This is a genomic window from Vogesella fluminis, from assembly GCF_014652335.1.
In the GTDB taxonomy this organism is placed as follows: domain Bacteria; phylum Pseudomonadota; class Gammaproteobacteria; order Burkholderiales; family Chromobacteriaceae; genus Vogesella; species Vogesella fluminis.
Genome location: NZ_BMYP01000041.1, coordinates 1 through 21,511, shown reverse-complemented (window position 1 = coordinate 21,511; position 21,511 = coordinate 1). Strand labels below are relative to the sequence as shown.

Below are 21,511 nucleotides of genomic sequence, written 5' to 3'. Positions count from 1 at the left end.
GCCGAACCGCGTTTCGTTTGCGGCGTCAGCTGAGGAGGCGAACTATAGCTAAGCGCAGAAGCAGCGTCAACAGGTTTTTTGCGAAAAAGTGCGTGTTTTGACAAAAAACACAGACAACCCTCTGATTTAAAAACAATTACCCGATTAAACTATTTTGCAGACTACCGCAAAACACGCCGCCAAGCCGCCTGTCCGCCCCCGACCACGCCAGCCAAATATTCAAATACCGCCTTTTTACGCCCGATTTTTATATTTACCCGCTTTTGAAACGTTAACGGCCACCTGACGGCGGCCGCTGACGCGGACAAGGTTAGCCGCAATGCCTTGCGGCCAACCTTGTGCTTACAGTACGTAGCGCGCCAGGTCCTCGCGCTGCGCCAACAGGTCGAGCTTGCTGTCGACGTAGCCGGCATCCAGCTCGAAGCGGCCGGCCTTGCCGTCGAAGGCGATGCTTTCCAGCAGCTTCTCCATCACGGTATAGAGACGGCGCGCGCCGATGTTCTCGGTTTTCTCGTTCACCTGCCACGCGATCTCGGCCAGGCGCTGGATGCCGCTGTCGGCAAACACCAGCTCGATGCCTTCGGTGGCCAGCAGCGCCTGGTACTGGCGGGTGAGGCAGGCGTCGGTGCTGGTGAGGATGGCCTTGAAGTCGTCGACGGACAGCGAATCCAGTTCGACGCGGATCGGGAAGCGGCCCTGCAGCTCCGGGATCAGGTCCGACGGCTTGGACAGGTGGAAGGCGCCGGAGGCGACGAACAGGATGTGGTCGGTCTTGATCATGCCGTACTTGGTGGTGACGGTGGTGCCCTCCACCAGCGGCAGCAGGTCGCGCTGCACGCCGGCGCGCGAGATGTCGGCGCTGTTGCCCTCGGCGCGGCTGGTGACCTTGTCGATCTCGTCGAGGAACACGATGCCGTTCTGCTCGACATTGCGCAGCGCCTCGGCCTTGATCTCCTCGTCGTTGACCAGCTTGGCCGCCTCTTCGTCGATCAGCAGCTTGTAGGCTTCGACGATGGTCAGCTTGCGCGTCTTCTTCTTGCCGGCATTGAGTCCCTGGAACAGCCCCTGCAGCTGGCTGGAGAAGTCTTCCATCCCCGGCGGACTCAGGATCTCCATGCGGGCCGGCGCCTCGGCCAGCTCGATCTCGATTTCCTTGTCGTCGAGCGCGCCCTCGCGCAGCTTCTTGCGGAATTTCTGGCGGGTGGCGCCGTCTTCCGGCTTGTCGGCGACGGGCTCTTCGGTGAAGAAGCCGGCCGCTTGCCGCGGCCGTGGCAGCAGCACGTCGAGGATGCGCTCTTCGGCGCCGTCTTCGGCACGGTGGCGGTTGCGCACGATGGCAGCGTCGCGCGCTTCCTTCAGCGCCACTTCGACCAGGTCACGGATGATGGTGTCGACGTCGCGGCCAACGTAGCCGACCTCGGTGAACTTGGTGGCCTCCACCTTGATGAACGGCGCGTTGGACAGCCGCGCCAGGCGGCGGGCGATCTCGGTCTTGCCGACCCCGGTCGGCCCGATCATCAGGATGTTCTTGGGGGTGATCTCGCTCTTCAGCGGCTCGGCCACCTGCTGGCGGCGCCAGCGGTTGCGCAGGGCGATGGCGACGGCGCGCTTGGCGGCCTGCTGGCCGATGATGTGCTTGTCCAGTTCGTGGACGATTTCCTGTGGCGTCATGGTGGTCATGGAGATATCCGCAGTAAAGGTTGGCCGCAACTCAGCCCAGGGTTTCGATCAGGTGGTTGTGATTGGTATAGATGCAGATGTCGCCGGCGATCTCCAGCGACTTCTTCACCACCACCTCCGGGTCCAGCTCGGTGTTCTCGAACAGCGCCCGCGCCGCGGACTGGGCGAAGGCGCCACCGGAACCGATGGCGGCGATGCCCTGCTCCGGCTCCAGCACGTCGCCGTTGCCGGTGATGATCAGCGTCGATTCGCTGTCGGCGACGATCAGCATCGCCTCCAGCCGGCGCAGCATGCGGTCGGTGCGCCAGTCCTTGGCCAGCTCCACCGCCGAGCGCACCAGATGGCCCTGGTGTTTTTCCAGCTTGGCCTCGAAGCGTTCGAACAGGGTGAAGGCGTCGGCGGTGCCACCGGCGAAGCCGGCCAGTACCTTGTCGTGATACAGGCGGCGCACCTTGCGTGCGGTGGACTTGATCACGATATTGCCGAGGGTTACCTGGCCGTCGCCGCCCAGCGCCACGCGCTGGCCACGGCGCACCGATACGATGGTAGTTCCGTCAAACTGCTGCATTGCCTGCCCCAATAAAGTGCGACCACGGGATGTCGATCGTCCTCTTCAATATGTAGCCGGCGGCGCATTAATCAAGCGCCCGTCCGGCAACACCCGGCCGCAGCCCGGCCGCACAGCCACATCACGATTGACCCATGGCTGCAGTACCGATAACATTAACAAGAATTACTATCAAGATGATTTGCAATGGAATCCTCGTTTTCACGTTACGCCGTGCTGGCGGCCATCACTGCCGGCCATGTCGGCCTGCTGCTATCGATGAGTCATGCCGCAACACCGGTGCAACCTCCGCAACCGTTACCGATGGAAATGGTAACGATCCCGACGCCGCCGGCACCGGATATCCGTCCGGCACCGCCAGCCCCGGCCAAGACGGCAAGCGCCAAGCCGCGCAAGGTCACACCGGTGCCGCCACCGCTACCGGCCCCCGCCAGGCCGTCACCGAAAGCCATCACCACCGATACCCGCACCGAAGAGGTCGCCAGCAAGGCCCCGGCCGTTGCCGAGGCGCCGGCCGCCAGTCCGGCGGTTGGCCGCAGTGAGGCCGCACCGCCAGCACCAATAGTCCCGCCAACCCATATCGGCGGCCACCTCGGCAATCCGCGCCCGGTGTATCCGCCGCTATCGATCGAGCTGGGTGAAGCCGGTGCCGTTGGCCTGCGTGTGGCCGTCGGTGCCGACGGCCGCGCACAGGAAGTCAGCATCGCACGCTCCAGCGGCTTCCCGCGCCTCGACCGCGCCGCGCTGCAGGCGGTGCGCAACTGGCGCTTCCGTCCGGCAATGCGCGGCAACGAGGCCATCCCCTTTACCTATGTCTTCAATGTCGATTTCGACCTCACCAAAGCCTGAACCATGAACCTGATGCTGACTTTCCAACAGGGCGACGCCATTCTGGTGTCGGTATTCCTGATCCTGATCGCGATGTCGATCCTTACCTGGTACTTCATCGCGTTGCGCGGCTGGCGCGCATGGCAGGTACGGCGCGACAACCGCGCCTCGGAAGCCACGCTGTGGGCGGCCGCGTCGTGGACGGAGGTGGAAACCGCACTGCAGCACAGCGCGGCGCCGGTGGCGCGCCTGACGCAGGACGGCCTCGGCGCACTGCGCCAGTACCGTCAGCACAGCGCCAGCTCGCTGGGCCAGAGCTGCAGCCTGGACGAATACCTGACCCGCGCGCTGCGCAAACGCCTGGCGCAGGAGCAGCAGCAGCTGGAAGGCGGCATGACCTTCCTCGCCACCATCGGCTCCACCGCACCGTTCATCGGCCTGTTTGGCACGGTGTGGGGCATCTACCACGCGCTGGTCAACATCGGCACCCAGGGCCAGGTGTCGATCGCCACCGTCGCCGGCCCGATCGGCGAGGCACTGGTCGCCACGGCGGCAGGGTTGGCCGCCGCCATTCCGGCGGTAATGGCCTACAACACCTTCGTGCGCCTGAATCGCGTCATCAACCAGGACCTGGACCACTTCACCCACGACCTGCACGCGCAGCTGCTGACCCGCGGAGGCGAAGATGGCGTTCGGTAGTTTTGACAAGGGCGCCGACGCGCCGATGGCCGAGATCAACACCACGCCGCTGGTCGACGTGATGCTGGTGCTGCTGGTGGTATTCATCATCACCGCACCGCTGCTGACCAATGCGGTGAAGCTGGACCTGCCGCAGGCCAGCGCCGCGCAACACCAGGACAAACCGCAGGCGATCCGGCTGGCGATTGATGCCGAGGGCAAGATGTTCTGGAACGATGCACCGGTGGAATCCGGCGTGCTGCGCAGCCGCTTTGCCGAGGCCGCTGCGGCCAACCCTGAAGTCGAGCTGCACCTGCGTGCCGACAAGTCGGTGCGCTACGAACTGGTCGCCATCACCCTGGCCGACGCGCAAAGCGCCGGTGTCAGCCGTATCGGCTTCGTCACCGAAGCCGACTGATTTTCTCCGCGCGAACCAACCCGTACACCACGGCCCGCCGGCCGTGGCGTGGCTCGCGTATTGTCTTCAACCTTGCACACGGACTATCACGATAATGAAACGGCATCTCACCCCCTCTGCCGCCATCGCACAGAAAAAACTACCGAAGAAAATGATTGCCAGCATGCTGGCCGTCAGCCTGGCGCCGGGACTGGCCCTGGCTGATACGGCCAAGAGCGGCGACACTGCGCAGCTGGAAACCGTCAAGGTCCAGGCAGAACAGGCTCAGCGCGGCAGCTACGCCACGGGCACCACCTCGCTGGGCAAACAGAAACAGGCGCTGAAAGATGTGCCGCAGGCGGTATCGGTGGTCACCCGCCAGCTGATCGCCGACCAGGGCGACATCAACATGAAGGACGTGCTGAAGAACGTATCCGGCATCACCTTCCAGGCCGGCGAAGGCGGCCGCTCCGGCGACTCCATCATCCTGCGCGGCTTCTCCGCCTTTGGCGACACCTATCGCGACGGTCAGCGCGACGTGGCACAGTACAACCGCGACCCGTTCAACGACGAGAAGATCGAGGTACTGAAAGGCGCCAGCTCGATGCTGTTCGGTCGCGGCTCCACCGGCGGCGTGATCAACCAGGTCAGCAAGACCCCGTTCGCCGGCGAGCAGGTGGAACTGTCCACCACGGTCGGCAGCAACGACTTTTATCGCGGCACCGCCGACATCAACCAGGCGCTGTCCGATACCGCCGCCATCCGCCTCAACGTGATGGCCACCAATGACGGCAGCGCCGATGGTGTCAGCGAATCCAAGCGCCACGGCATCGCGCCGTCGATCGCCTTCGGCCTCGGCGAGCCGACCACGGTGGTGCTGTCGCACATGCAGATGAAGGAAAACAACACCCCGATGCTGGGCGTGCCGTTCGACCCCAACACGCTGCAGCCCATCGACGTGCCGGTGGACCGCTACTACGGCCTGCAGGGCATGAACAGCGAAGACATCACCGCCGACATCAGCACCGTGCGCGCCACCCACAAGCTGGACAGCAAGAGCGAGATCGCCGCCCAGCTGCGCATCGGCCGCTACGACCGCGAAGTACTCGTATCCCAGCCACAGCTGCGCAACTCGCCGGCCGGCACCCCGGTCACCGATGCCACCGGGCTCGGCTACAGCGGCAAGCTGCGCGGCTCGCTGAACGAGACCCAGTCGCTGAGCGTCGACTACAACGGCAAGTTCGACACCGGCAGCCTCAGCCACGAACTGCTGGCCGGCATGGAATTCACCCGTGAAACGCAGAACGCCTACAGCGTCCGTGCCACCGGCACCATCCCCAGCGTGGTCGCCAATGTCGGCAACCCGGAAGCCTTCTACACCGGCGGCTATACCCGTCATCGCTCCAACGATTTTGCAACCCGCAACCTGGCTGCCTACATCACCGACACCGTGGCACTGAACCAGCAATGGAAGGTAATGGCCGGCCTGCGCATGGACCAGCTGGAGGGTACCTACAGGGCCTACAACACCACTACCGGCGCACAAACCGGCAGCACCCGGCGCGATGACCGCGGCCTCAGCTACCGTACCGGCCTGATCTGGCAGCCGACCAGGGAATCCAGCTACTACCTCGGTTACAGCAGCCTGATGAACCCGTCCGGCGAGGCCTACCAGTTTGACCTGTCGGCCGGCCTCTCCACCGACAAGCAGAAGCCGGAACGCAACAAGCACTACGAAATCGGTGCCAAGTGGGATCTGGCCGACGGCAATGCCACCCTGCGCGCCGCCGTATTCCGTACCGAGAAGCTGAATGAGCGCAATACCGATGCACTGTCGCCGGATGTCGCCATCCTCTATGCCAAGCGTCACACCGACGGCGTCGAAGTGGAAGCAGCCGGTCGCCTCAGCGAGAAGTGGGAGGTATTTGCCGGCGCCACGCTGATGGATCCGAAGATCGACCAGGGTTGGGATGGCCGAAATAATGTAGCAACCGATGCCAACAAGGGCGCAGTGCCGAAGTACACGCCGAAAAAGACCGCCAATATCTGGACCACCTACAAGGTGACCGACAAGATCACCGCCGGCCTCGGCCTGTACCATGTCGGCAAGCGCTACGTGGCCGACAACAACAAGGACCAGTCCAAGACCCGCTTCGCACCGGGCTATACCCGTGCCGATGCCATGCTGTCGTACCAAGAAGGCAAATATAACGTACGCCTCAACGTCAACAACCTCACCAACAAGAAGTACTACGATGCGCTGTACGGCGGCCATGCCGCAACCGCCGCTCCGCGTGAAGTCCAGCTGACCGTGGCTTACAAATACTAAGCCCGCACGCCTTGCGGCCAACCTTGCCGTACAAGGGTTGGCCGCAAGGCCATTCTGGCAGGCACGGCAGAACGCCCGCCAGAATGCCGGCACCGGCCCGCCCCAGCCTCCGTTTTGCCCAGGAAAGTCCATGCTGCTGCACATCCCCGAAGTCCTCACCATCGAAGAACTGTCCCACGCCCGCATGCTGCTGGCCAATGCCCAGTGGCAGGACGGCCGCGCCAGTGCCGGCCACCAGGCGCTCGACGTCAAACACAATCTGCAACTGCCGCCACAGGGTGAAACTGCACGCGAACTGGCGGCACTGGTACAGCGCGCACTGGCGCGCAATGCGCTGTTCATGTCGGCGGCGCTGCCCAAGCTCACCATGACGCCGATGTTCAACTGCTACCAGGGCGGCATGACCTATGGCAATCACGTCGACAACGCCATCCGCAGCGACCCGCTCTCCGGCCAGTACGTGCGCACCGACGTGTCGTGCACGCTGTTCTTCAGCAATCCGGACGAGTACCAGGGCGGCGAGCTGGTGGCGGAAGACACCTACGGCCTGCACAGCATCAAGTTGCCGGCCGGCGACATGATCCTGTACCCGTCCACCAGCCTGCACCGGGTGGAACCGGTCACCGCCGGCGCACGGCTGGCCTCGTTCATGTGGACGCAGAGCATGATCCGCGATGACGCCAGGCGCGCGATGCTGTTCGACATGGACATGGCCATCATCGCGCTGCGCCAGCAGCTGGGGGACAGCGAGGAGGTGGTCAGCCTGACCGCGCTGTATCACAACCTGCTGCGGATGTGGGCGGAGATCTGAGCGGAAACCGGGACGGACACGCCGTTGCGGCCAACGTTGGCCGCAAGACAAAAAAAACCCGCCGGATCGTGATCCGGCGGGACACCGTGAGACAGAGCAAAACCCTGACAAACAGGGCCATACAGCCAGTAGCCGGCGATGCCGGATACCGTGGCGATCCACCGCGGCACGACCCGTTCGTTGCCGCGACAGCACGCCTACCACACACCTGTCGGACAGGGCAGGTTCCTCATGGTGCGCCTGCCGGCCATGCCGCAAGCCCACCCGTTATCCACATTGCCGCCCGCAAAGCGGGTCGTGCCAAAAAAACCGGCAGAACAAAGACTATCTTGCGCCGGCATCGCCCATGACAATAATGCATTGCTCAAAGACAACAGCTTGCGGCAATCGTTGCCACAGCGTGCGCTAAGTCATTCATCTTTATCGGCAGCGCGCTAGAGAATACGGGCAAGCCCCATGGTTGACAAAGCATTAATACGCATGTTTACCATGCATAAAACTCATGGCGGATCTGCAGATGAAACTTCCCCCCCTCAACGCGCTGCGCGTGTTCCTGGTCGCCGCCGAACAGCTGTCGTTCACCCGCGCCGGCGACACCCTGCACCTGACCCAGGGCGCGGTCAGCCGCCATATCCAGGCACTGGAAGCCCATTACGGGCTGCAACTGTTCGTGCGCCAGGCGCGCGGCCTGGCGCTGACGCCGGAAGGCATGGCGCTGCTGCCGGCGGTACGCGACGCCTTCCACCGCATCGAGGCGGCCAGTGAAGCCATCAACCGTCGCAGCCGCGAGCTGCGCATCAAGACCAGCCCGTCAATCGCCGCGCGCTGGGTGCTGCCCAGGCTGGCCGGTTTCCGCGCCCGCCACCCGGAGCTGATCGTCAGCATGATCTCGATCACCGGCTTCGACCCCAACTTCAAGAGCCGCGAGTACGACATCTCGTTCCAGGCCAGCCTGACCAAGGAGCCGGGGCTGGTCTACCACCGCCTGCGCCCGGCACGCTTCATCCCGGTGGCGGCACCGGCACTGTTCGGCAGCACCGCACCACCGGCGCCGGCCGCATTCCGCGACTACCCGCTGCTGCACCCGTCGCACGACGACAACTTCTGGCAGCACTGGTTTACGCTGGCCGGGGTGCCGGTGAGCGGCAATCTCGACGCCTATACCTTCGACACGCTGGACCTGGCGATCACCGCTACCCTGCGCGGCATGGGCATCACCCTCGCCGACGAGAGCATGATCGGCGAGGAACTGGCCAACGGCAGCCTGGTCGCGCTGTCCGACATCGCGCTGCAGACCGAGTGGGCCTACTACCTGATCTACCCGCAAGAGCTGGCCGATCTGCCCAGCGTGATCGCGTTCCGCGACTGGGCACTGGCAGAATTCGCCGAAACGGACGCGGCCGGCGGCTGATGCCGGCGCAGGACAAGAGAAAACACGGGGAAGCGGATGCGGCGGAATGCCGCGGGGACCATCGTGACCGGCGGTGACCGGGTTCAGTCTGCCAGCTGCTGGCTGTCGCGCCCGTTGCGCTTGGCCTGCAGCAGCGCGGCATCGGCGCGGTTGAGCAGCCCGGAATAGCTTTCGCCGCCACGGTACTGCGCCAGCCCGGCACTGATCGTGATCGACAGCACTTCGTCACCGACACGTACCTTCATGCGGTCGATCGCGCTGCGCACGCGGCGGACGATGTCGTCGGCCAGTGCCAGCACCGATTCCGGCAGGATGATCAGGAATTCCTCGCCACCCCAGCGGCCGCACAGGTCGTAATCCCGCACTTCCGCCTCCATCACCCGCGCCGTCTCGATCAGCACGGTATCACCGACATCATGACCGTAGCGGTCATTGATAAGCTTGAAACGGTCGATGTCGAGCATGGCGACGCAAAAACCGTGGCCGAGGCGTTCGCAGCGCTCGGTCTCGGCCTTCAGCCGCTCGATCAGCGGGCGGCGGTTGGCCAGTGCGGTAAGCGGATCGTGAGTGGCGGCTTCCTTCAGCGCGATGTTCAACTCGCGCATCATGTGCTGGTAACGGTCGGAAATGCGCGCCACCTTCTCCAGCTGGCGCAGCTGCTTGTCGAAACGCTCGGCCAGGCTCAGCTCGCGCTGCCGTGCCATGCTCTGGTAGGCATCCGACATGCGGGTGATGCGCTCCATGCGGTTGAGCAGCTCGCGGTACTGGAACCACAGCTGGCCCAGCGCAAAATTGAGCGGGTGCTCGCGCAGGTCCGGGTCCGCCAACAGGCGCTTGATCAGTGTTTCCAGTTCGCCTTGGTCGCGGCTCATGATGCGCTGGCGGCCGGATCCAGCGCCAGGATGGCAAACGGGAAGGTGCAGTCTTCCCTGAATTCTTCGGCCAGCTCCGCCACCCGCTCGTTGCGCAGATCATAGCGCCAGTTCACCGCCACCGGTTTGCCGTCGCGGTACGCCTCTTCCAGCAGGTCGAAGATGTCCATCATCGCCTTGATGCTGCTGGTATTGAGATACAGCAGGCGCAGCTCCAGCGTCAGCAGGCGGGCGCTTTCCAGCAGGAAGCGCTCGACCCAGCTGAATACCTGCTGGAACAGCTGGTAGGAGTTTTCCGGATAGGAATCACCCTGCATGAGCAGGATGCCACGATCCCAGTCGCCATCTATGGCGGGGGTGGACTGGCTGCCGGGAATGGAGAGGTCATTCATTTTCTGGATACTCGATAAAGGTTCAGATCTCGGCGCGCAGGCTGACAAAGGCGCGGCCATCGGTCAGCCGGCGCAGGCTGGCCTGCAGTGGTGCGCTGGATTTGCGGGCGATGTCGATCAGCCCCAGCCCGGCGCCACTGATGGCCCCGGCCTCGCGCGGCTTGCGCAGCTGCTCCTTGTAGCGCGCCTTCAGCGCCGCCTTGTCGAGGCCGGCCAGCTCGTCGATGCAGGCCAGCAGGGCCTCGCCGTCGGCCTGCTCGATGATGTTGCCGGCGGATACCACGTAGTGGCCGGCATCGTTGCGCGCCACCACCACGGTAGCGCTGGCATCGGTCTCGGTCCAGCCCTTTTGCTGTGCGTAGTGGCGGATGTTCTGCGTCAGCTCGATGTAGACGCCGAACACATCCATTGCCGCCGACGGGTGTGCGTGGTCCGCCGCCAGGTAGTTGCGCAGCGCGTTGCCAATTTCCTCGATCAGGCTGCGCGAGATCGGGCCATTGAAGCACAGCATGATCTGCTGGCGGTTATAGCTCTCGCGCATACTGAACAGGTCAAACGGTTCCATGAAAGCTCCCCCTGGTTGGGCATCAGTCAAAACGGAAACACAGCATGGTGATGTCGTCGCGCTGCGCATGTCCGCCCTGGTACTCGGCCAGCGTGGCGCTGAACGCCTGTCCCTGCTCGTCCAGCGGCAGACGGGCATGGCGGCGGATCATGTCGGCGAAACGGCTGCTGCCAAAGCCGTAGCCCAGCTCGCCACCGGCCTGGTCGAGGAAACCGTCGGTGGTCATGTAGAAGCTGCGCCCGGCTTGCAGCGGCAATTGTGCATTCTGGTACTCGCCGATGCGTTTGTCACCAATGGCGCGCCGCGCGCCGGGCAGCTCGCCGACGTCGTCGCCGTCGCTGTAGTACAGCGCGATCTTGGCGCCGGCGAAGGTGACCGTGCGCGCCTGCAGGTCGACGCAGGCAAAACCGGCGTCCATATTGGTGGCCAGCACGTGACCGCCGCGTTCCTCGCGCAGCATGCCGCGCAGGATGCGGTCGCAGCGGGTGAGGATGCCGGCCGGATCGTCCATGCCGGCGTCGACGATCGCCTGGTCGATGGCGGCGTGCGCCAGCATCGTCATCAGCGCGCCCGGCACGCCGTGGCCGGCGCAGTCGACCACCCCGAACAGCAGGGTGTGCTCGCCGGCACGGTAGACGTAGAAATCGCCGCCGACCACGTCACGCGGCCGCCACAGCACCGCGTGCTTCTCGCCCAGCGCCTGCACCAGCTGGCGGTCGGGCAGCATCGCGCACTGGATCAGGCTGGCGTAGTCGATGGAGTCGTCGATCTTCTTGTGCGCGGCCGCCATCTCGCGATTGGCCTCTTCCAGCGCGCGGGTGCGTTCGCGCACGCGGTGCTCCAGCTCGCTGGTATGGCTGCGCACCTTGTGCGCCATCACGCCGAAGGCGGCGCTCAGCTCGCCGATCTCGTCGTCGCGCTCCGCCGGCAGCGCCACCTCGTACTGCCCGGCCGCCATCGCCTGCGCCGACTTGCGCAGCTGGCTGATCGGGCGCAACACCAGCTTTTCCACCGCGTAGGCAAAGCCCAGCAGCAGCGCCGCCAGCAGCACCGCCAGCGCGATCAGCGCCGGGGTCAGCCACGGGCCGTCGAACACCCGCGCCGCGTTGAGGTCCACCGCGGTCACCACGTGCCAGCCCAGCTCCGGGATGAAGCTCAGCGCCAGCAGCTGCTGCTTGCCGCCCAGCGTCGCCCACAGCATGGCGACCTCGCCGGGACGGGACTCGGCCTGCCGCATCGCCAGCCGCAGCGCCTGCCGCTCCTGGGCGTCGCCCAGCTGCTGCTGCAGGCCGCCCGCCCCCTTGCCGGAGGCGGAGTCGAGCGCGATCAGCCGCGGATCGGGGTGGGCCTGGATCGCGCCCTGGCGGTTGAGGATCATCGGCGTGATGCCGGCCTCGCGGCTGCGGATGAAGTCGTCGAGGAAGGTGGTCAGCTCCAGCCCGGTGCCGGCCAGGCCGACCTTCTGCCCGTTCTCGTGCACGATGACGTTGATCCACGCCTTGGTCACCTTCAGCTGGCGGTCGTGGTTGACGTTGATGTTGAAGGTGGCGGTGTCGCGCAGGGTATTGAAGTACCAGCCGTCGTCGGCCTTGTCGGCGCGCAGCAGGTAGCGCGCGGATTCGGTGTGCGGGCTCTTGCCGTCGTTGAAGTAGTAGGCGTGCGTGCGGTTGCTGATCAGGAAGTAGGAGTGGTCGCGGAAGTCGCGGCGGTAGCCTTCCGCCTCGCGGAAGAACAGCTCGCGCTTGGCGACGTCGGCCTCGTCGCGCAGCCACTGGCGAGTGACCTCGGAGTCGGCCAGCCGCAGCGACAGCGCCAGCTCGCGCGACAGCGGCGCGAAGATCTTCTCGCGTTGCAGCAGCGTGGTGTTGCGCGCGAAGGCCTCGCCGAAGTGGGTGCGGATGCTGTCCACCACCTGCCAGCCGATCAGCGCGGCCGGCACCAGGGCAATGAGACAGGCCAGCAATAATGCCAGCAACGATTTTCCCCGCAGGCCCAGCATTGCCATGTGCATCTCTTTATGTCTTTTGATAATCAAGGGATTATGCCGCGCGGACCGCGGGGCGGCAATCGAGGCACTGCGGCCAACCCTGCTGGCAGCATGGTTGATGTGTTTGCTAGCAAATGACCGCAGTTAAACAAGGCAACACCTATCAAATCATGATGATTGTGAATACAAAAAGCGACAGCCCGCAGGCAGGCCCCGGGCTGTCGCGATGCCGAACGCGCTACGCCGCCTGCGGCACGGCGGCGCGGCGCCGCCCCAGCTGGTCAAACCACAGGTACAGCACCGGGGTGATGTACAGCGTGATCAGCTGCGAGAACAGCAGCCCGCCGACCACCGCCAGCCCCAGCGGCTGGCGCAGTTCGGCACCGGCGCCCAGCCCCAGCGCGATCGGCAGCGCGCCCATCATCGCCGCCAGCGTGGTCATCAGGATCGGGCGCAGCCGCAGCAGGCAGGCAGTGCGGATGGCGTCGAACGGGGTCATGCCCTGCTTGCGCTGCGCCGCCAGCGCAAAGTCGATCATCATGATCGCGTTCTTCTTCACGATGCCGATCAGCATCAGGATGCCGATGCTGGCGATGATGGTCAGCTCCTGCCCGAACAGCATCAGCGCCCCCAGCGCACCCATCGCCGCCGACGGCAGGCCGGCGAGGATGGTCAGCGGGTGGATGTAGCTCTCGTACAGCACGCCCAGCAGCACGTAGATCACCAGCACCGCCACCGCCAGCAGCACGGTCTGGCTGCCCTGCGACTGGGCGAAGGCCGCGGCGTCGCCGCCGTAGCTGGTGAAGATGCTGGCCGGCAGGCCGATGTCGGCGGCGATCGCCTGCAGCCGGGTGTCGGCATCGCCCAGCGCCACGCCGGGGGCGAGGTTGAACGACACCGTCACCGCCGGCAGCTGGCCCTGGTGGTTGACCGATACCGGCCCGACGCTGCGCTCGATGCTGGCCAGCGCCGACAGCGGCACCAGCGTGCCGTTGCTACTGCGCACCGACAGCCGCGTCAGGTCGTTCTCGTTGATGCGGTAGCGCTCGTCCAGCTGCATCACCACCGGGTAGCTGTCCGACGGGGTGTAGATGGTGGACACCTCGCGCTGGCCGAAGGCGGCGTACAGCGTGTTGCGGATCGCCTGCAGGCTGACACCCAGCTGCGCCGCCTGTTCGCGGTTGACCAGCAGCCGCGCCTGCAAGCCCTTGAGCTGGGCGTCGCTGCTCACGTCCTGGAACATCGGCTCGGCGCGCATCGCACGTTCCAGCTTGTCCGACCACTGGTACAGCGCCGCCGGTTCCACGCTCTGCAGCACGTACTGGTAGCGGCTCTTGGAGGAGCGGCCGCCCAGGCGCAGGCTCTGCACCGGGTTGATGAACGAGCTCAGCCCGGTGACGCGGCCCAGCTCCTTACGCAATTCGCCGACCACGCTGTCCATGTCCGGACGCCCAGCGCGCGGCTTCAGCGACACGAACATGCGCCCGCCGCCGCTGTTCAGCGACGAGGTGACGCTGGCGACGTGGCGGTTGTCGCGCACGATGTCGCTGGCGCGCTGCTGCAGCTCGGCCAGGCGCTGGTAGGACACGTCCTGGCCGGCATCGGTGATGATGGTGATCTGGCCGTTGTCCTCGTTCGGGAAAAAGCCCTTCGGGATCGCAATGAACATCCACGCCGAGCCGGCGAAGGTCAGCAGCGCCACCAGCAACGTGGTGCGGCGCCAGTGCAGCGCCCCGTCCAGCGTACGCTGGTACGCCGCCAGCACCGCGGCGAAGGCGCGCTCGAAGCTGCGCGCCAGCGGATTGTGCAGCGTGCCGTGCGACTGGTCGCCGCGCAGGAAGCGTGCGGCCAACATCGGGATCAGCGTCAGCGACACCAGCGCCGACACCAGCACCGCCATGGTCACCACCACCGCGAATTCGTGGAACAGCAGCCCGATCACGCCTTCCATGTAGAAGATCGGGATGAAGATCGCCACCAGCGACAGCGAGATCGACAGGATGGTGAACGCCACCTCGCGCGAGCCGCGCAGCGCCGCCTCCAGCGCCGACAGCCCCTGTTCGCGGTAGCGCACGATGTTCTCCAGCACCACCACCGCGTCGTCGACCACCAGCCCCACCGCCAGCGTCAGCGCCAGCAGCGTGATGTTGTTGAGGCTGAAGCCGAGGAAGAACATCAGCGCCAGCGTGCCGATGATGGACACCGGCAGCGACAGCGCCGGGATCGCCGTCGCCGCCGCGCGCTGCAGGAAGATGAAGATCACCATCACCACCAGCGCCACCGTCAGCATCAGCGTCAGGTTGACGTCGTGCACCGCCTCGCGGATCGACTCCGAGCGGTCGCTCAGCGGCGCGATGCGCACCGAGCCGGGCAGCTGCGCCTCAAGCTTCGGCAGTGCGGCGCGGATGGCGTCGACCACCGCCACGGTATTGCCGTCGGCCTGGCGGAACACCGCCAGCACGATGGAGCGCTCGCCGTTGACCCAGCTGCCGGTCTTCAGGTTTTCCACGCTGTCCTCCACCGTCGCCACGTCGGCCAGGCGCACCACGCTGCCCTGCCGCTGCGCGATCGCCAGCGCGGCGAATTCGGCGGCGTTGCGCAGCTGGCGGTTACTCTGGATGGTGAGGATCTGCGCCGGGCCTTCCAGCGTGCCCAGCGGCGTGTTGACGTTGGCCGCACGCACCGCGGTGGCGATGTCTTCCAGTGTCAGGTCCAGCGCCGCCAGCTTCTGCGGGTCCGGCTTGATGCGCACCGCGTAGCGCTTCTGCCCGAAGATCTGCACCTGCGCCACGCCGTCCAGCGTCGATAGCGTCGGTGACACCAGGTTTTCGGCGTAGTCATTGAGCGCGGTCAGCGCCAGCGACGGCGAGTTCACCGCCAGCAGCAGGATGGGCGCGTCGGCGGGGTTGACCTTGCGATAGGACGGCAGCTGCGTCATCTCGGTCGGCAGCCCGCGCTGCGCGCGCAGCAGCGCGGCCTGCACGTCGACCGCGGCGGCGTCGATGTCGCGGCCGGAGACGAATTCCAGCGTGATCGAGGTACTGCCCTGGGTGCTGCTGGAACTGATGATGTTGATGCCGGGAATGGTGGCGAACTGCTTTTCCAGCGGCGTGGCCACCGACGAGGCCATGGTTTCCGGGCTGGCGCCGGACAGGTTGGCGGAGACGTTGATGGTCGGCGTGTCGAAGCTCGGCAGCGCGGCGATCGGCAGCCGCCCCAGTACCAGCAGGCCGCCGATCACCAGGCTCAGGCACAGCAGCACCGTCATCACCGGGCGGCGGATGCACAATTCGGACAGGTTCATCATGGCGCGACCCCGGCCGCGGCGGAGGCCGCCGCCGTGCGGCCAACGTTGGCCGCAACGGGCGGGCAGCTGGCCGCCGACTCAGACTGCGCGGCCGGCGCCGCGCGCGGCTTGGCGCGACTCACCGTCACCGTCTCGCCCGGGCGCACGTTCTGGCCGCCGCTGCTGATCACCGATGTGCCAGCTGCCACGCCGCGCACGATGGCCTGCTCGTCCTGCACCGCCAGCAAGGTCAGCGGCAGGCGCCGCACCTTGTTGTCCTTGCCCACGCCGTAGGTGAACTGGCCGTCGGGGCCGGTCACCAGCGCCGCCACCGGCAGCGCCACCGCGTCGCGGTAGTGGCCGGCATCCAGCGTCACGCGCACGAACTGCCCCGGCCACAGTGCCTTGCCGGCGTTGGCAAACTGCGCCTTGAGCAGCACGTTGCCGTTGCTGCTGTCCACCGCGCTGTCGATGAAGCTGAGCCGGCCCTGATGGCAGCTGCCATCGGCCTCGTTCAGCGCGTACACCGTCAGCGGTGCCTGCGCCTGCGCCTGACGCACCACCGGCAACTGCCGCTCCGCCAGATAGAAGCTGACCGCCACCGGCGCGACACGGGTGATGGTCAACAGCGGGCTTGCCATCGCCGGCTGTACCAGCGCCCCCGGCGACAGGCTGATGGCGCCGACCTGGCCGGCCACCGGTGCGCGCAGTGTCTTGCGCGCCAGTTGCACCAGCACCGCGTCGATCTGCGCGCGGTCGGCGGCAAGGTTGGCCGCAAGCGATTCCACCCTCGCCTGCACCGTGTCCAGCGCACTTTGCGAGATGAACTGCTGCTGCTTCAGCTCCTGGCTGCGCGAGAGCTCGCGGCGGGCGATGTTCAGCTGCGCCTGATCGGCAGCCAGCGCGGCGCGCGCCTTGGCCAGCTCCGCCCGCTGGGCGGCGGCGTCCAGCTCGACCAGCACCTCGCCCACCGCCACCTGCTGTCCTTCGCGCACGCGGATGGCGGCAATCACGCCGCTGTCCTGCGGCCGCAGCTCCAGCCGGTCCAGCGCGGTGACGTTGCCGTTGGTGCTGAGCCGGATGCCGGCCGGCGCGCTGCTGACCGGGCTGAGCTCGACGCTGGCGGCACGCTTGCCGTGCGCGGCGTTGGCCGGCACCGGGGAATTGGCGCCCTGCAGCCACCAGAGGGCACCGCCCAGTGCCGTGATGACCGCCGCCGCAAGGAGGGGTTTGTGCTTCATGACTATAGCCTGCCGTTAGATCTGCTTCCGCCGTACCGGCCACCGGTGTCATGACATCACGGGCCGGCACGACGCAAAGAACATGAAAAGTAGGAATTCACTGCTGCAGTGCGCAGGTTAACGGCTAACCATAAAAACCGGGAGCGGCAATTCGTTAAGAAATCTTGGATGGCATGGCACGGTCGCGCCGCAGCCAGGCTCAGCGCACGTGCTGGTGACATTGCTCCAGCTCCGCCAGCGGCATCGGCCGGCCATACAGGAAGCCCTGGAACAGCTCACAGCCGTGATCGTAGAGGAACTGCTGCTGCGACTCGGTTTCCACCCCTTCGGCCACCACCTGCAACGCCAGGCTGCGGCTGATCGACAGGATGGCGGTGACGATGGCGGCATCGTCGGCATCGCTGGTCATGTCGCGAATGAAGCTCTGGTCGATCTTGATCTGGTCCAGTGGCAGCTTTTTCAGGTAGGACAGCGAGGAATAACCGGTGCCGAAATCGTCCATCGAGAAGCGGATGCCCATCTGGCGCAGCTGGTTCATCTTGCGGATGGTGTCGTCGACGTTGTCGATGACGATGCTCTCGGTAAGCTCCAGCTTCAGCCGGGCCGGCGGTGCACCGGTTTCGGCCAGGATGGCACGCACCTCGTCGACAAAGCCGGCATGGCGGAACTGGCGGATGCTGACATTGATCGACAGCGTCAGCGCCGCGTACTGCGGCTGGCGGGCCCAGCGCGCCAGCGTCTGGCAGGCACTGCGCAGCACCCACCTGCCGATCGGCAGGATGGTGCCGGTCTCCTCCGCCAGCGGGATGAACTGGCTGGGCGAAATCCAGCCGGCCTTGGGATGTTGCCAGCGCAGCAGCAGTTCGGCACCGACCAGACGCCCGCCGCGATCGACCTGCGGCTGGGCGTAGATCTGCAACTCGTTCAGTTCCTGCGCGTGATACAGCGCATTCTGGATCACGGCGCGGATTTCCAGCGCGTACTGCATTTCGATGTTGTAGAAGCATAGCGTGTTGCGGCCGGCGGCCTTGGCGTCGTACAGCGCGAGGTCGGCATGCTTGAGCAGGTCGTCCAGCGCACCGTTGTCGCCGCAGAACAGGCTGATGCCGATGCTGGCCGTGGTCTGGAACACGATCCGCCCGTCCTTGCGCTCAAAGGAAAACGGCAGGCCGACCGCCAGCCGGATCTGCTCTGCCAGCTGCTCGGCGCGGCTGGCCGCCCTGGCCTCATCCCTGGACAGCCCTTCCAGGATCACCACAAACTCGTCGCCGCCGAGCCGCGCCACGGTGTCCTCGGCACGCACGCACTCGCGCAGGCGCAGCGCAATGCACTGCAGGAAGCTGTCGCCGACATCGTGGCCCTGAGTGTCGTTGAGCGTCTTGAAGTGGTCGAGATCGAGCAGCAGGATCGCGCCGTAACGTTTGCTGCGTTCGCTGCGCACCAGCGCGTAGCGCAGCCGGTCGAGGAACAGGCGCCGGTTGGGCAGCTCGGTGAGCACGTCCTGGAACGCCAGTGTGCTGATCTGCTGCTGGTAGGCCTTGCGCTCGCTGATGTCCTCGATAAAGCTGATGAAGTAATTGGGCCGGCCATCGCCGTGGCGCACCAGCGACACCGTCAGGTTGGCCCACACCAGGGCACCGTCACCGCGCAGGTAGCGCTTTTCCAGCTGATAGGTGTCGATCTTGCCAGCCAGCAGCTGTGTCATGCGTGTCAGATCGGCATCCAGGTCCTCGGGACAGGTCACCGCCTGGAAGGTGCGCGCCACCAGCCCGGCGCGGTCGAGGCCGAGGATGTCGCACAGCTTGCGGTTGACCTTGAGCAGGCGGCCATCCGGCGCCACCAGCGCAATACCGACCGCGGCCTGCTCGAACATTACCTCGAAGCGTTCGTCGCGCTCCTGCCGCTCCAGCAGCAGGTCCAGTTCGGCACGCCGCAACGCCAGTTCCAGCAGCTGACGCTGGTGATAGGTCCACAGCAGGCTGCCCATCACGAAAAAACCGAGCAGCTGCACGCCGGCCAATGCCAGGCCGGAAGCGGTAAACAGCTGCCAGCCTTGCTGCCACGGCGGGATCAGCAGCAGCGACAGCGCCTCGGCCAGCCCGGCCCAACAGCCAACCTGCAGGCCAAGGCGTAACGGGTGCTCGACCAATGGCATCGACACCGAAAACGGCGGTGCCGCCAGCAAGGGCCGGCTCTGGTAGCGTAACAGCCACAGCGTGCCCAGCAGGTTCAGCACCAGCCCGAACGCACCGGCCACCGCACCGGCACCGCCCAGCTGCAGCCGGTACAGACAGCCGGCCATCGCGGCGAGACCTCCCACCCACGGCCCGCCAAACAGGGTGGCAACGGCCAGAATGGCGCCGCGCGCATCAAGCACCACCCCCGGCGCCACCGCAAACGGGTAGGTCAGGGTATAGAGCATGGCACCGGTAAAGATCAGCGCCAGCGCTGCATTGCGCCCGCGCACCCGCGCACCGGGAATGACCGCCAACACCGCCACATACAGGCCAAACAGGCCGAGGATGGGCAGCAGTGTCGGCAACAGTCCAAGCAGTACAGCCATAACCCGGCCTCTTCGACACACCACAACACGCAATCACGGCACCGCCAGCACGGGCCACCCACAAATGACATACAAATAGCAATGTTCAGGTATCACTATAGCCGGCAATCCCCGCTTGCAAAGCAGAACCGCTGCCACCTGTCATTACCCATCGGCGGCGGCCTGGCATTGACACAAGTGGCGAGACCGGGTGGAGCCGAAAATGGTATGATATTGAACGAGCAATTACTCTAAAGCCGGCCTGCGGCCTGAATCGCGGCCAATCGGCAACACGGAAACGGACACCAAAGCAATGAAGTGCGTAGATGATTTTCGCCTGAAACTGGGCGACAAAGAGCTGGTCCCCATCATCATCGGTGGCATGGGCGTGGATATCTCCACCGCCGCACTGGCGCTGGAAGCAGCCCGCCTTGGCGGCATCGGCCATATCTCGGATGCCATGGTGCCCACCGTCACCGACCGCCGCTTCAACACCAAGTACGTCAAGGACAAGCTGAAGCAGTACAAATTCAACGTCGAGAACAGCGACAAGTCGGTAGTGCAATTTGACCTCGGCCTACTGGAAGAGGCGACCAGGCTGCATGTCGGCCACACCATGGACGCCAAGCGCGGCGACGGCATGGTGTTCATCAACTGCATGGAAAAACTGACCATGAACGCGCCGAAGGACACCCTGCGTGTCCGCATGCGCGCCGCCATGGACGCCGGCATCGACGGCATTACCCTCGCCGCCGGCCTGCACCTGGGCAGCTTCGCCCTGATCGAGGACCATCCTCGCTTCCGCGACGTGAAACTGGGCATCATCGTCTCGTCGCTGCGCGCGCTGCAGCTGTTCCTGAAGAAGAGCGCCCGCACCAACCGCCTGCCCGACTACATCGTGATCGAAGGCCCGCTGGCCGGCGGCCACCTCGGCTTCGGCCTCGACTGGGCACAGTACGACCTGGCCACCATCGTCGCCGAGATCCGTGACTGGCTGGTCGAGCAGAAGCTGGACATCCCGCTAGTCCCGGCCGGCGGCATCTTCACCGGCACCGACGCCACCAACTTCCTGGAAACGGACGCCGCCGCCGTGCAGGTCGCTACCCGCTTCACCGTCACCCGCGAATGCGGCCTACCGGAGAACGTGCAGCAGGAATACTTCAAGGCCAGCGAGGACGAGATCGAGGTCAACCAGATCTCGCCGACCGGCTACCCGATGCGCATGCTGAAGAGCAGCCCGGCCATCGGCGACATCATCCGCCCCAATTGCGAGGCCTACGGCTACCTGCTCGACGCCTCCGGCAATTGCCAGTACATCGACGCCTACAACCGCGCACATGCCGCCCACCCGGGCGAGCGCCGCGTGCGCATCTGGGACAAGACCTGCCTGTGTACCCACATGCGCAACTTCGACTGCTGGACCTGCGGCCACTACACCTACCGCCTGAAGGACACCACCCATCGCAACGCCGATGGCAGCTACCAGATCCTCAGCGCCGAACACGTGTTCCACGACTACCAATTTAGCAAGGACAACCGCATCGCCCTGCCGGAAATCAGCGCTGCCGTNTTTTGCTTTTTTATTTGCGGCCAACGTTGGCCGCAACAGCTTACTTTGACTGCGGCTTCACCTGCTGCAGCAACTGCCCCAGCAGCGGATGACACTTGCCGGCGGACTTACCGTTGTTGGAATCCTTGCCGAAACGGTCCGGCGACCCCTTCTTGCGGATATCGTCTTTCAGCTTGACTGCAGCCAGACGCTGCATATCGAAATGATTGATCGGCATGACACTCTCCCAAAATGCGAACGCGGCAGTATGCGCCAGCCGCACCGCAAAGTCCACGCCATTACCCGCACCCGGTCCCCCGGTGTCAGGATAGTTGTCGTGTCTTCTGATCGAGTGAGTTGATGGTCCGGGGGCGG

The 21,511-nt window shown here is 65.3% G+C and carries 17 protein-coding genes; 8 read left to right on the top strand and 9 right to left on the bottom strand.

Annotation, left to right across the window (positions count from 1 at the left end):
- Positions 1-342 precede the first annotated feature (342 nt).
- On the bottom strand, positions 343-1,680 hold the full coding sequence (gene hslU / locus IE083_RS13390; RefSeq protein ID WP_189354369.1) for an ATP-dependent protease ATPase subunit HslU: 1,338 nt from the start codon (positions 1,678-1,680) through the stop codon (positions 343-345).
- Positions 1,681-1,711: 31 nt separating this feature from the next.
- Positions 1,712-2,248, bottom strand: coding sequence for an ATP-dependent protease subunit HslV (hslV, locus tag IE083_RS13385; protein WP_189354365.1), 537 nt, complete (start codon positions 2,246-2,248; stop codon positions 1,712-1,714).
- Between the two features lie 186 nt (positions 2,249-2,434).
- Between hslV and IE083_RS13380 the strand changes: the two genes are divergently transcribed.
- The 7 genes from IE083_RS13380 to IE083_RS13350 all read left to right on the top strand — a co-directional run bounded on the left by IE083_RS13380 (position 2,435) and on the right by IE083_RS13350 (position 8,702).
- Entirely contained in the window at positions 2,435-3,097 is a 663-nt protein-coding gene (locus IE083_RS13380) for an energy transducer TonB (RefSeq protein WP_189354364.1), read from the top strand.
- 12 nt (positions 3,098-3,109) lie between these two features.
- Complete coding sequence (locus IE083_RS13375; protein WP_308426747.1) at positions 3,110-3,775, top strand: MotA/TolQ/ExbB proton channel family protein; 666 nt, start codon at positions 3,110-3,112, stop codon at positions 3,773-3,775.
- Positions 3,762-4,172, top strand: coding sequence for an ExbD/TolR family protein (locus IE083_RS13370; RefSeq protein WP_189354360.1), 411 nt, complete (start codon positions 3,762-3,764; stop codon positions 4,170-4,172). The genes IE083_RS13375 and IE083_RS13370 overlap by 14 nt, the downstream gene beginning before the upstream one ends.
- Positions 4,173-4,266: 94 nt before the next feature.
- On the top strand, positions 4,267-6,480 hold the full coding sequence (locus IE083_RS13365; RefSeq protein ID WP_189354359.1) for a TonB-dependent receptor: 2,214 nt from the start codon (positions 4,267-4,269) through the stop codon (positions 6,478-6,480).
- 130 nt (positions 6,481-6,610) lie between these two features.
- On the top strand, positions 6,611-7,291 hold the full coding sequence (locus IE083_RS13360; protein ID WP_189354357.1) for a Fe2+-dependent dioxygenase: 681 nt from the start codon (positions 6,611-6,613) through the stop codon (positions 7,289-7,291).
- Between the two features lie 138 nt (positions 7,292-7,429).
- Positions 7,430-7,729, top strand: a complete 300-nt coding sequence (locus IE083_RS13355) for a hypothetical protein (protein WP_189354355.1) — start codon at positions 7,430-7,432, stop codon at positions 7,727-7,729.
- A 79-nt stretch (positions 7,730-7,808) separates the two neighbouring features.
- Entirely contained in the window at positions 7,809-8,702 is an 894-nt protein-coding gene (locus tag IE083_RS13350) for a LysR substrate-binding domain-containing protein (RefSeq protein ID WP_189354354.1), read from the top strand.
- Between the two features lie 83 nt (positions 8,703-8,785).
- On the opposite strand, the gene siaD is transcribed toward IE083_RS13350, so the two are convergent.
- The 7 genes from siaD to IE083_RS13315 form a co-directional block, all read right to left on the bottom strand.
- A complete protein-coding gene (siaD, locus tag IE083_RS13345) occupies positions 8,786-9,574 on the bottom strand; it encodes a biofilm regulation diguanylate cyclase SiaD (protein ID WP_189354351.1) in 789 nt (262 codons plus the stop codon).
- Positions 9,571-9,966: a biofilm regulation phosphoprotein SiaC gene (gene siaC, locus IE083_RS13340; RefSeq protein WP_189354349.1), complete on the bottom strand. Its 396-nt coding sequence runs from the start codon at positions 9,964-9,966 to the stop codon at positions 9,571-9,573. The genes siaD and siaC overlap by 4 nt, the downstream gene beginning before the upstream one ends.
- 22 nt (positions 9,967-9,988) lie before the next feature.
- On the bottom strand, positions 9,989-10,531 hold the full coding sequence (gene siaB, locus IE083_RS13335) for a biofilm regulation protein kinase SiaB (protein WP_189354346.1): 543 nt from the start codon (positions 10,529-10,531) through the stop codon (positions 9,989-9,991).
- A 22-nt stretch (positions 10,532-10,553) separates the two neighbouring features.
- On the bottom strand, positions 10,554-12,536 hold the full coding sequence (siaA, locus tag IE083_RS13330; protein WP_189354343.1) for a biofilm regulation protein phosphatase SiaA: 1,983 nt from the start codon (positions 12,534-12,536) through the stop codon (positions 10,554-10,556).
- 220 nt (positions 12,537-12,756) lie between these two features.
- The gene (locus IE083_RS13325) at positions 12,757-15,825 is read right to left on the bottom strand and encodes an efflux RND transporter permease subunit (protein ID WP_229799749.1); all 3,069 of its coding nucleotides are present in this window, start codon (positions 15,823-15,825) and stop codon (positions 12,757-12,759) included.
- On the bottom strand, positions 15,822-17,045 hold the full coding sequence (locus IE083_RS13320; protein WP_189354340.1) for an efflux RND transporter periplasmic adaptor subunit: 1,224 nt from the start codon (positions 17,043-17,045) through the stop codon (positions 15,822-15,824). Before IE083_RS13320 ends, IE083_RS13325 begins: the two co-directional genes overlap by 4 nt.
- Positions 17,046-17,244: 199 nt before the next feature.
- Positions 17,245-19,608, bottom strand: coding sequence for an EAL domain-containing protein (locus IE083_RS13315; protein WP_189354337.1), 2,364 nt, complete (start codon positions 19,606-19,608; stop codon positions 17,245-17,247).
- Between the two features lie 292 nt (positions 19,609-19,900).
- Between IE083_RS13315 and IE083_RS13310 the strand changes: the two genes are divergently transcribed.
- A complete protein-coding gene (locus IE083_RS13310) occupies positions 19,901-21,334 on the top strand; it encodes a nitronate monooxygenase (RefSeq protein ID WP_189354334.1) in 1,434 nt (477 codons plus the stop codon).
- The last annotated feature ends 177 nt before the right edge of the window (positions 21,335-21,511 follow it).

Excerpts from the sequence above, each read along its gene's own strand:
- hslU (WP_189354369.1), bottom strand. The coding sequence starts at position 1,680 with ATGACCACCATGACGCCACAGGAAATCGTCCACGAACTGGACAAGCAC.
- hslV (WP_189354365.1), bottom strand. The coding sequence starts at position 2,248 with ATGCAGCAGTTTGACGGAACTACCATCGTATCGGTGCGCCGTGGCCAG.
- IE083_RS13380 (WP_189354364.1), top strand. The coding sequence starts at position 2,435 with ATGGAATCCTCGTTTTCACGTTACGCCGTGCTGGCGGCCATCACTGCC.
- IE083_RS13375 (WP_308426747.1), top strand. The coding sequence starts at position 3,110 with ATGCTGACTTTCCAACAGGGCGACGCCATTCTGGTGTCGGTATTCCTG.
- IE083_RS13370 (WP_189354360.1), top strand. The coding sequence starts at position 3,762 with ATGGCGTTCGGTAGTTTTGACAAGGGCGCCGACGCGCCGATGGCCGAG.
- IE083_RS13365 (WP_189354359.1), top strand. The coding sequence starts at position 4,267 with ATGAAACGGCATCTCACCCCCTCTGCCGCCATCGCACAGAAAAAACTA.
- IE083_RS13360 (WP_189354357.1), top strand. The coding sequence starts at position 6,611 with ATGCTGCTGCACATCCCCGAAGTCCTCACCATCGAAGAACTGTCCCAC.
- IE083_RS13355 (WP_189354355.1), top strand. The coding sequence starts at position 7,430 with ATGCCGGATACCGTGGCGATCCACCGCGGCACGACCCGTTCGTTGCCG.
- IE083_RS13350 (WP_189354354.1), top strand. The coding sequence starts at position 7,809 with ATGAAACTTCCCCCCCTCAACGCGCTGCGCGTGTTCCTGGTCGCCGCC.
- siaD (WP_189354351.1), bottom strand. The coding sequence starts at position 9,574 with ATGAGCCGCGACCAAGGCGAACTGGAAACACTGATCAAGCGCCTGTTG.
- siaC (WP_189354349.1), bottom strand. The coding sequence starts at position 9,966 with ATGAATGACCTCTCCATTCCCGGCAGCCAGTCCACCCCCGCCATAGAT.
- siaB (WP_189354346.1), bottom strand. The coding sequence starts at position 10,531 with ATGGAACCGTTTGACCTGTTCAGTATGCGCGAGAGCTATAACCGCCAG.
- siaA (WP_189354343.1), bottom strand. The coding sequence starts at position 12,536 with ATGGCAATGCTGGGCCTGCGGGGAAAATCGTTGCTGGCATTATTGCTG.
- IE083_RS13325 (WP_229799749.1), bottom strand. The coding sequence starts at position 15,825 with ATGATGAACCTGTCCGAATTGTGCATCCGCCGCCCGGTGATGACGGTG.
- IE083_RS13320 (WP_189354340.1), bottom strand. The coding sequence starts at position 17,045 with ATGAAGCACAAACCCCTCCTTGCGGCGGCGGTCATCACGGCACTGGGC.
- IE083_RS13315 (WP_189354337.1), bottom strand. The coding sequence starts at position 19,608 with ATGGCTGTACTGCTTGGACTGTTGCCGACACTGCTGCCCATCCTCGGC.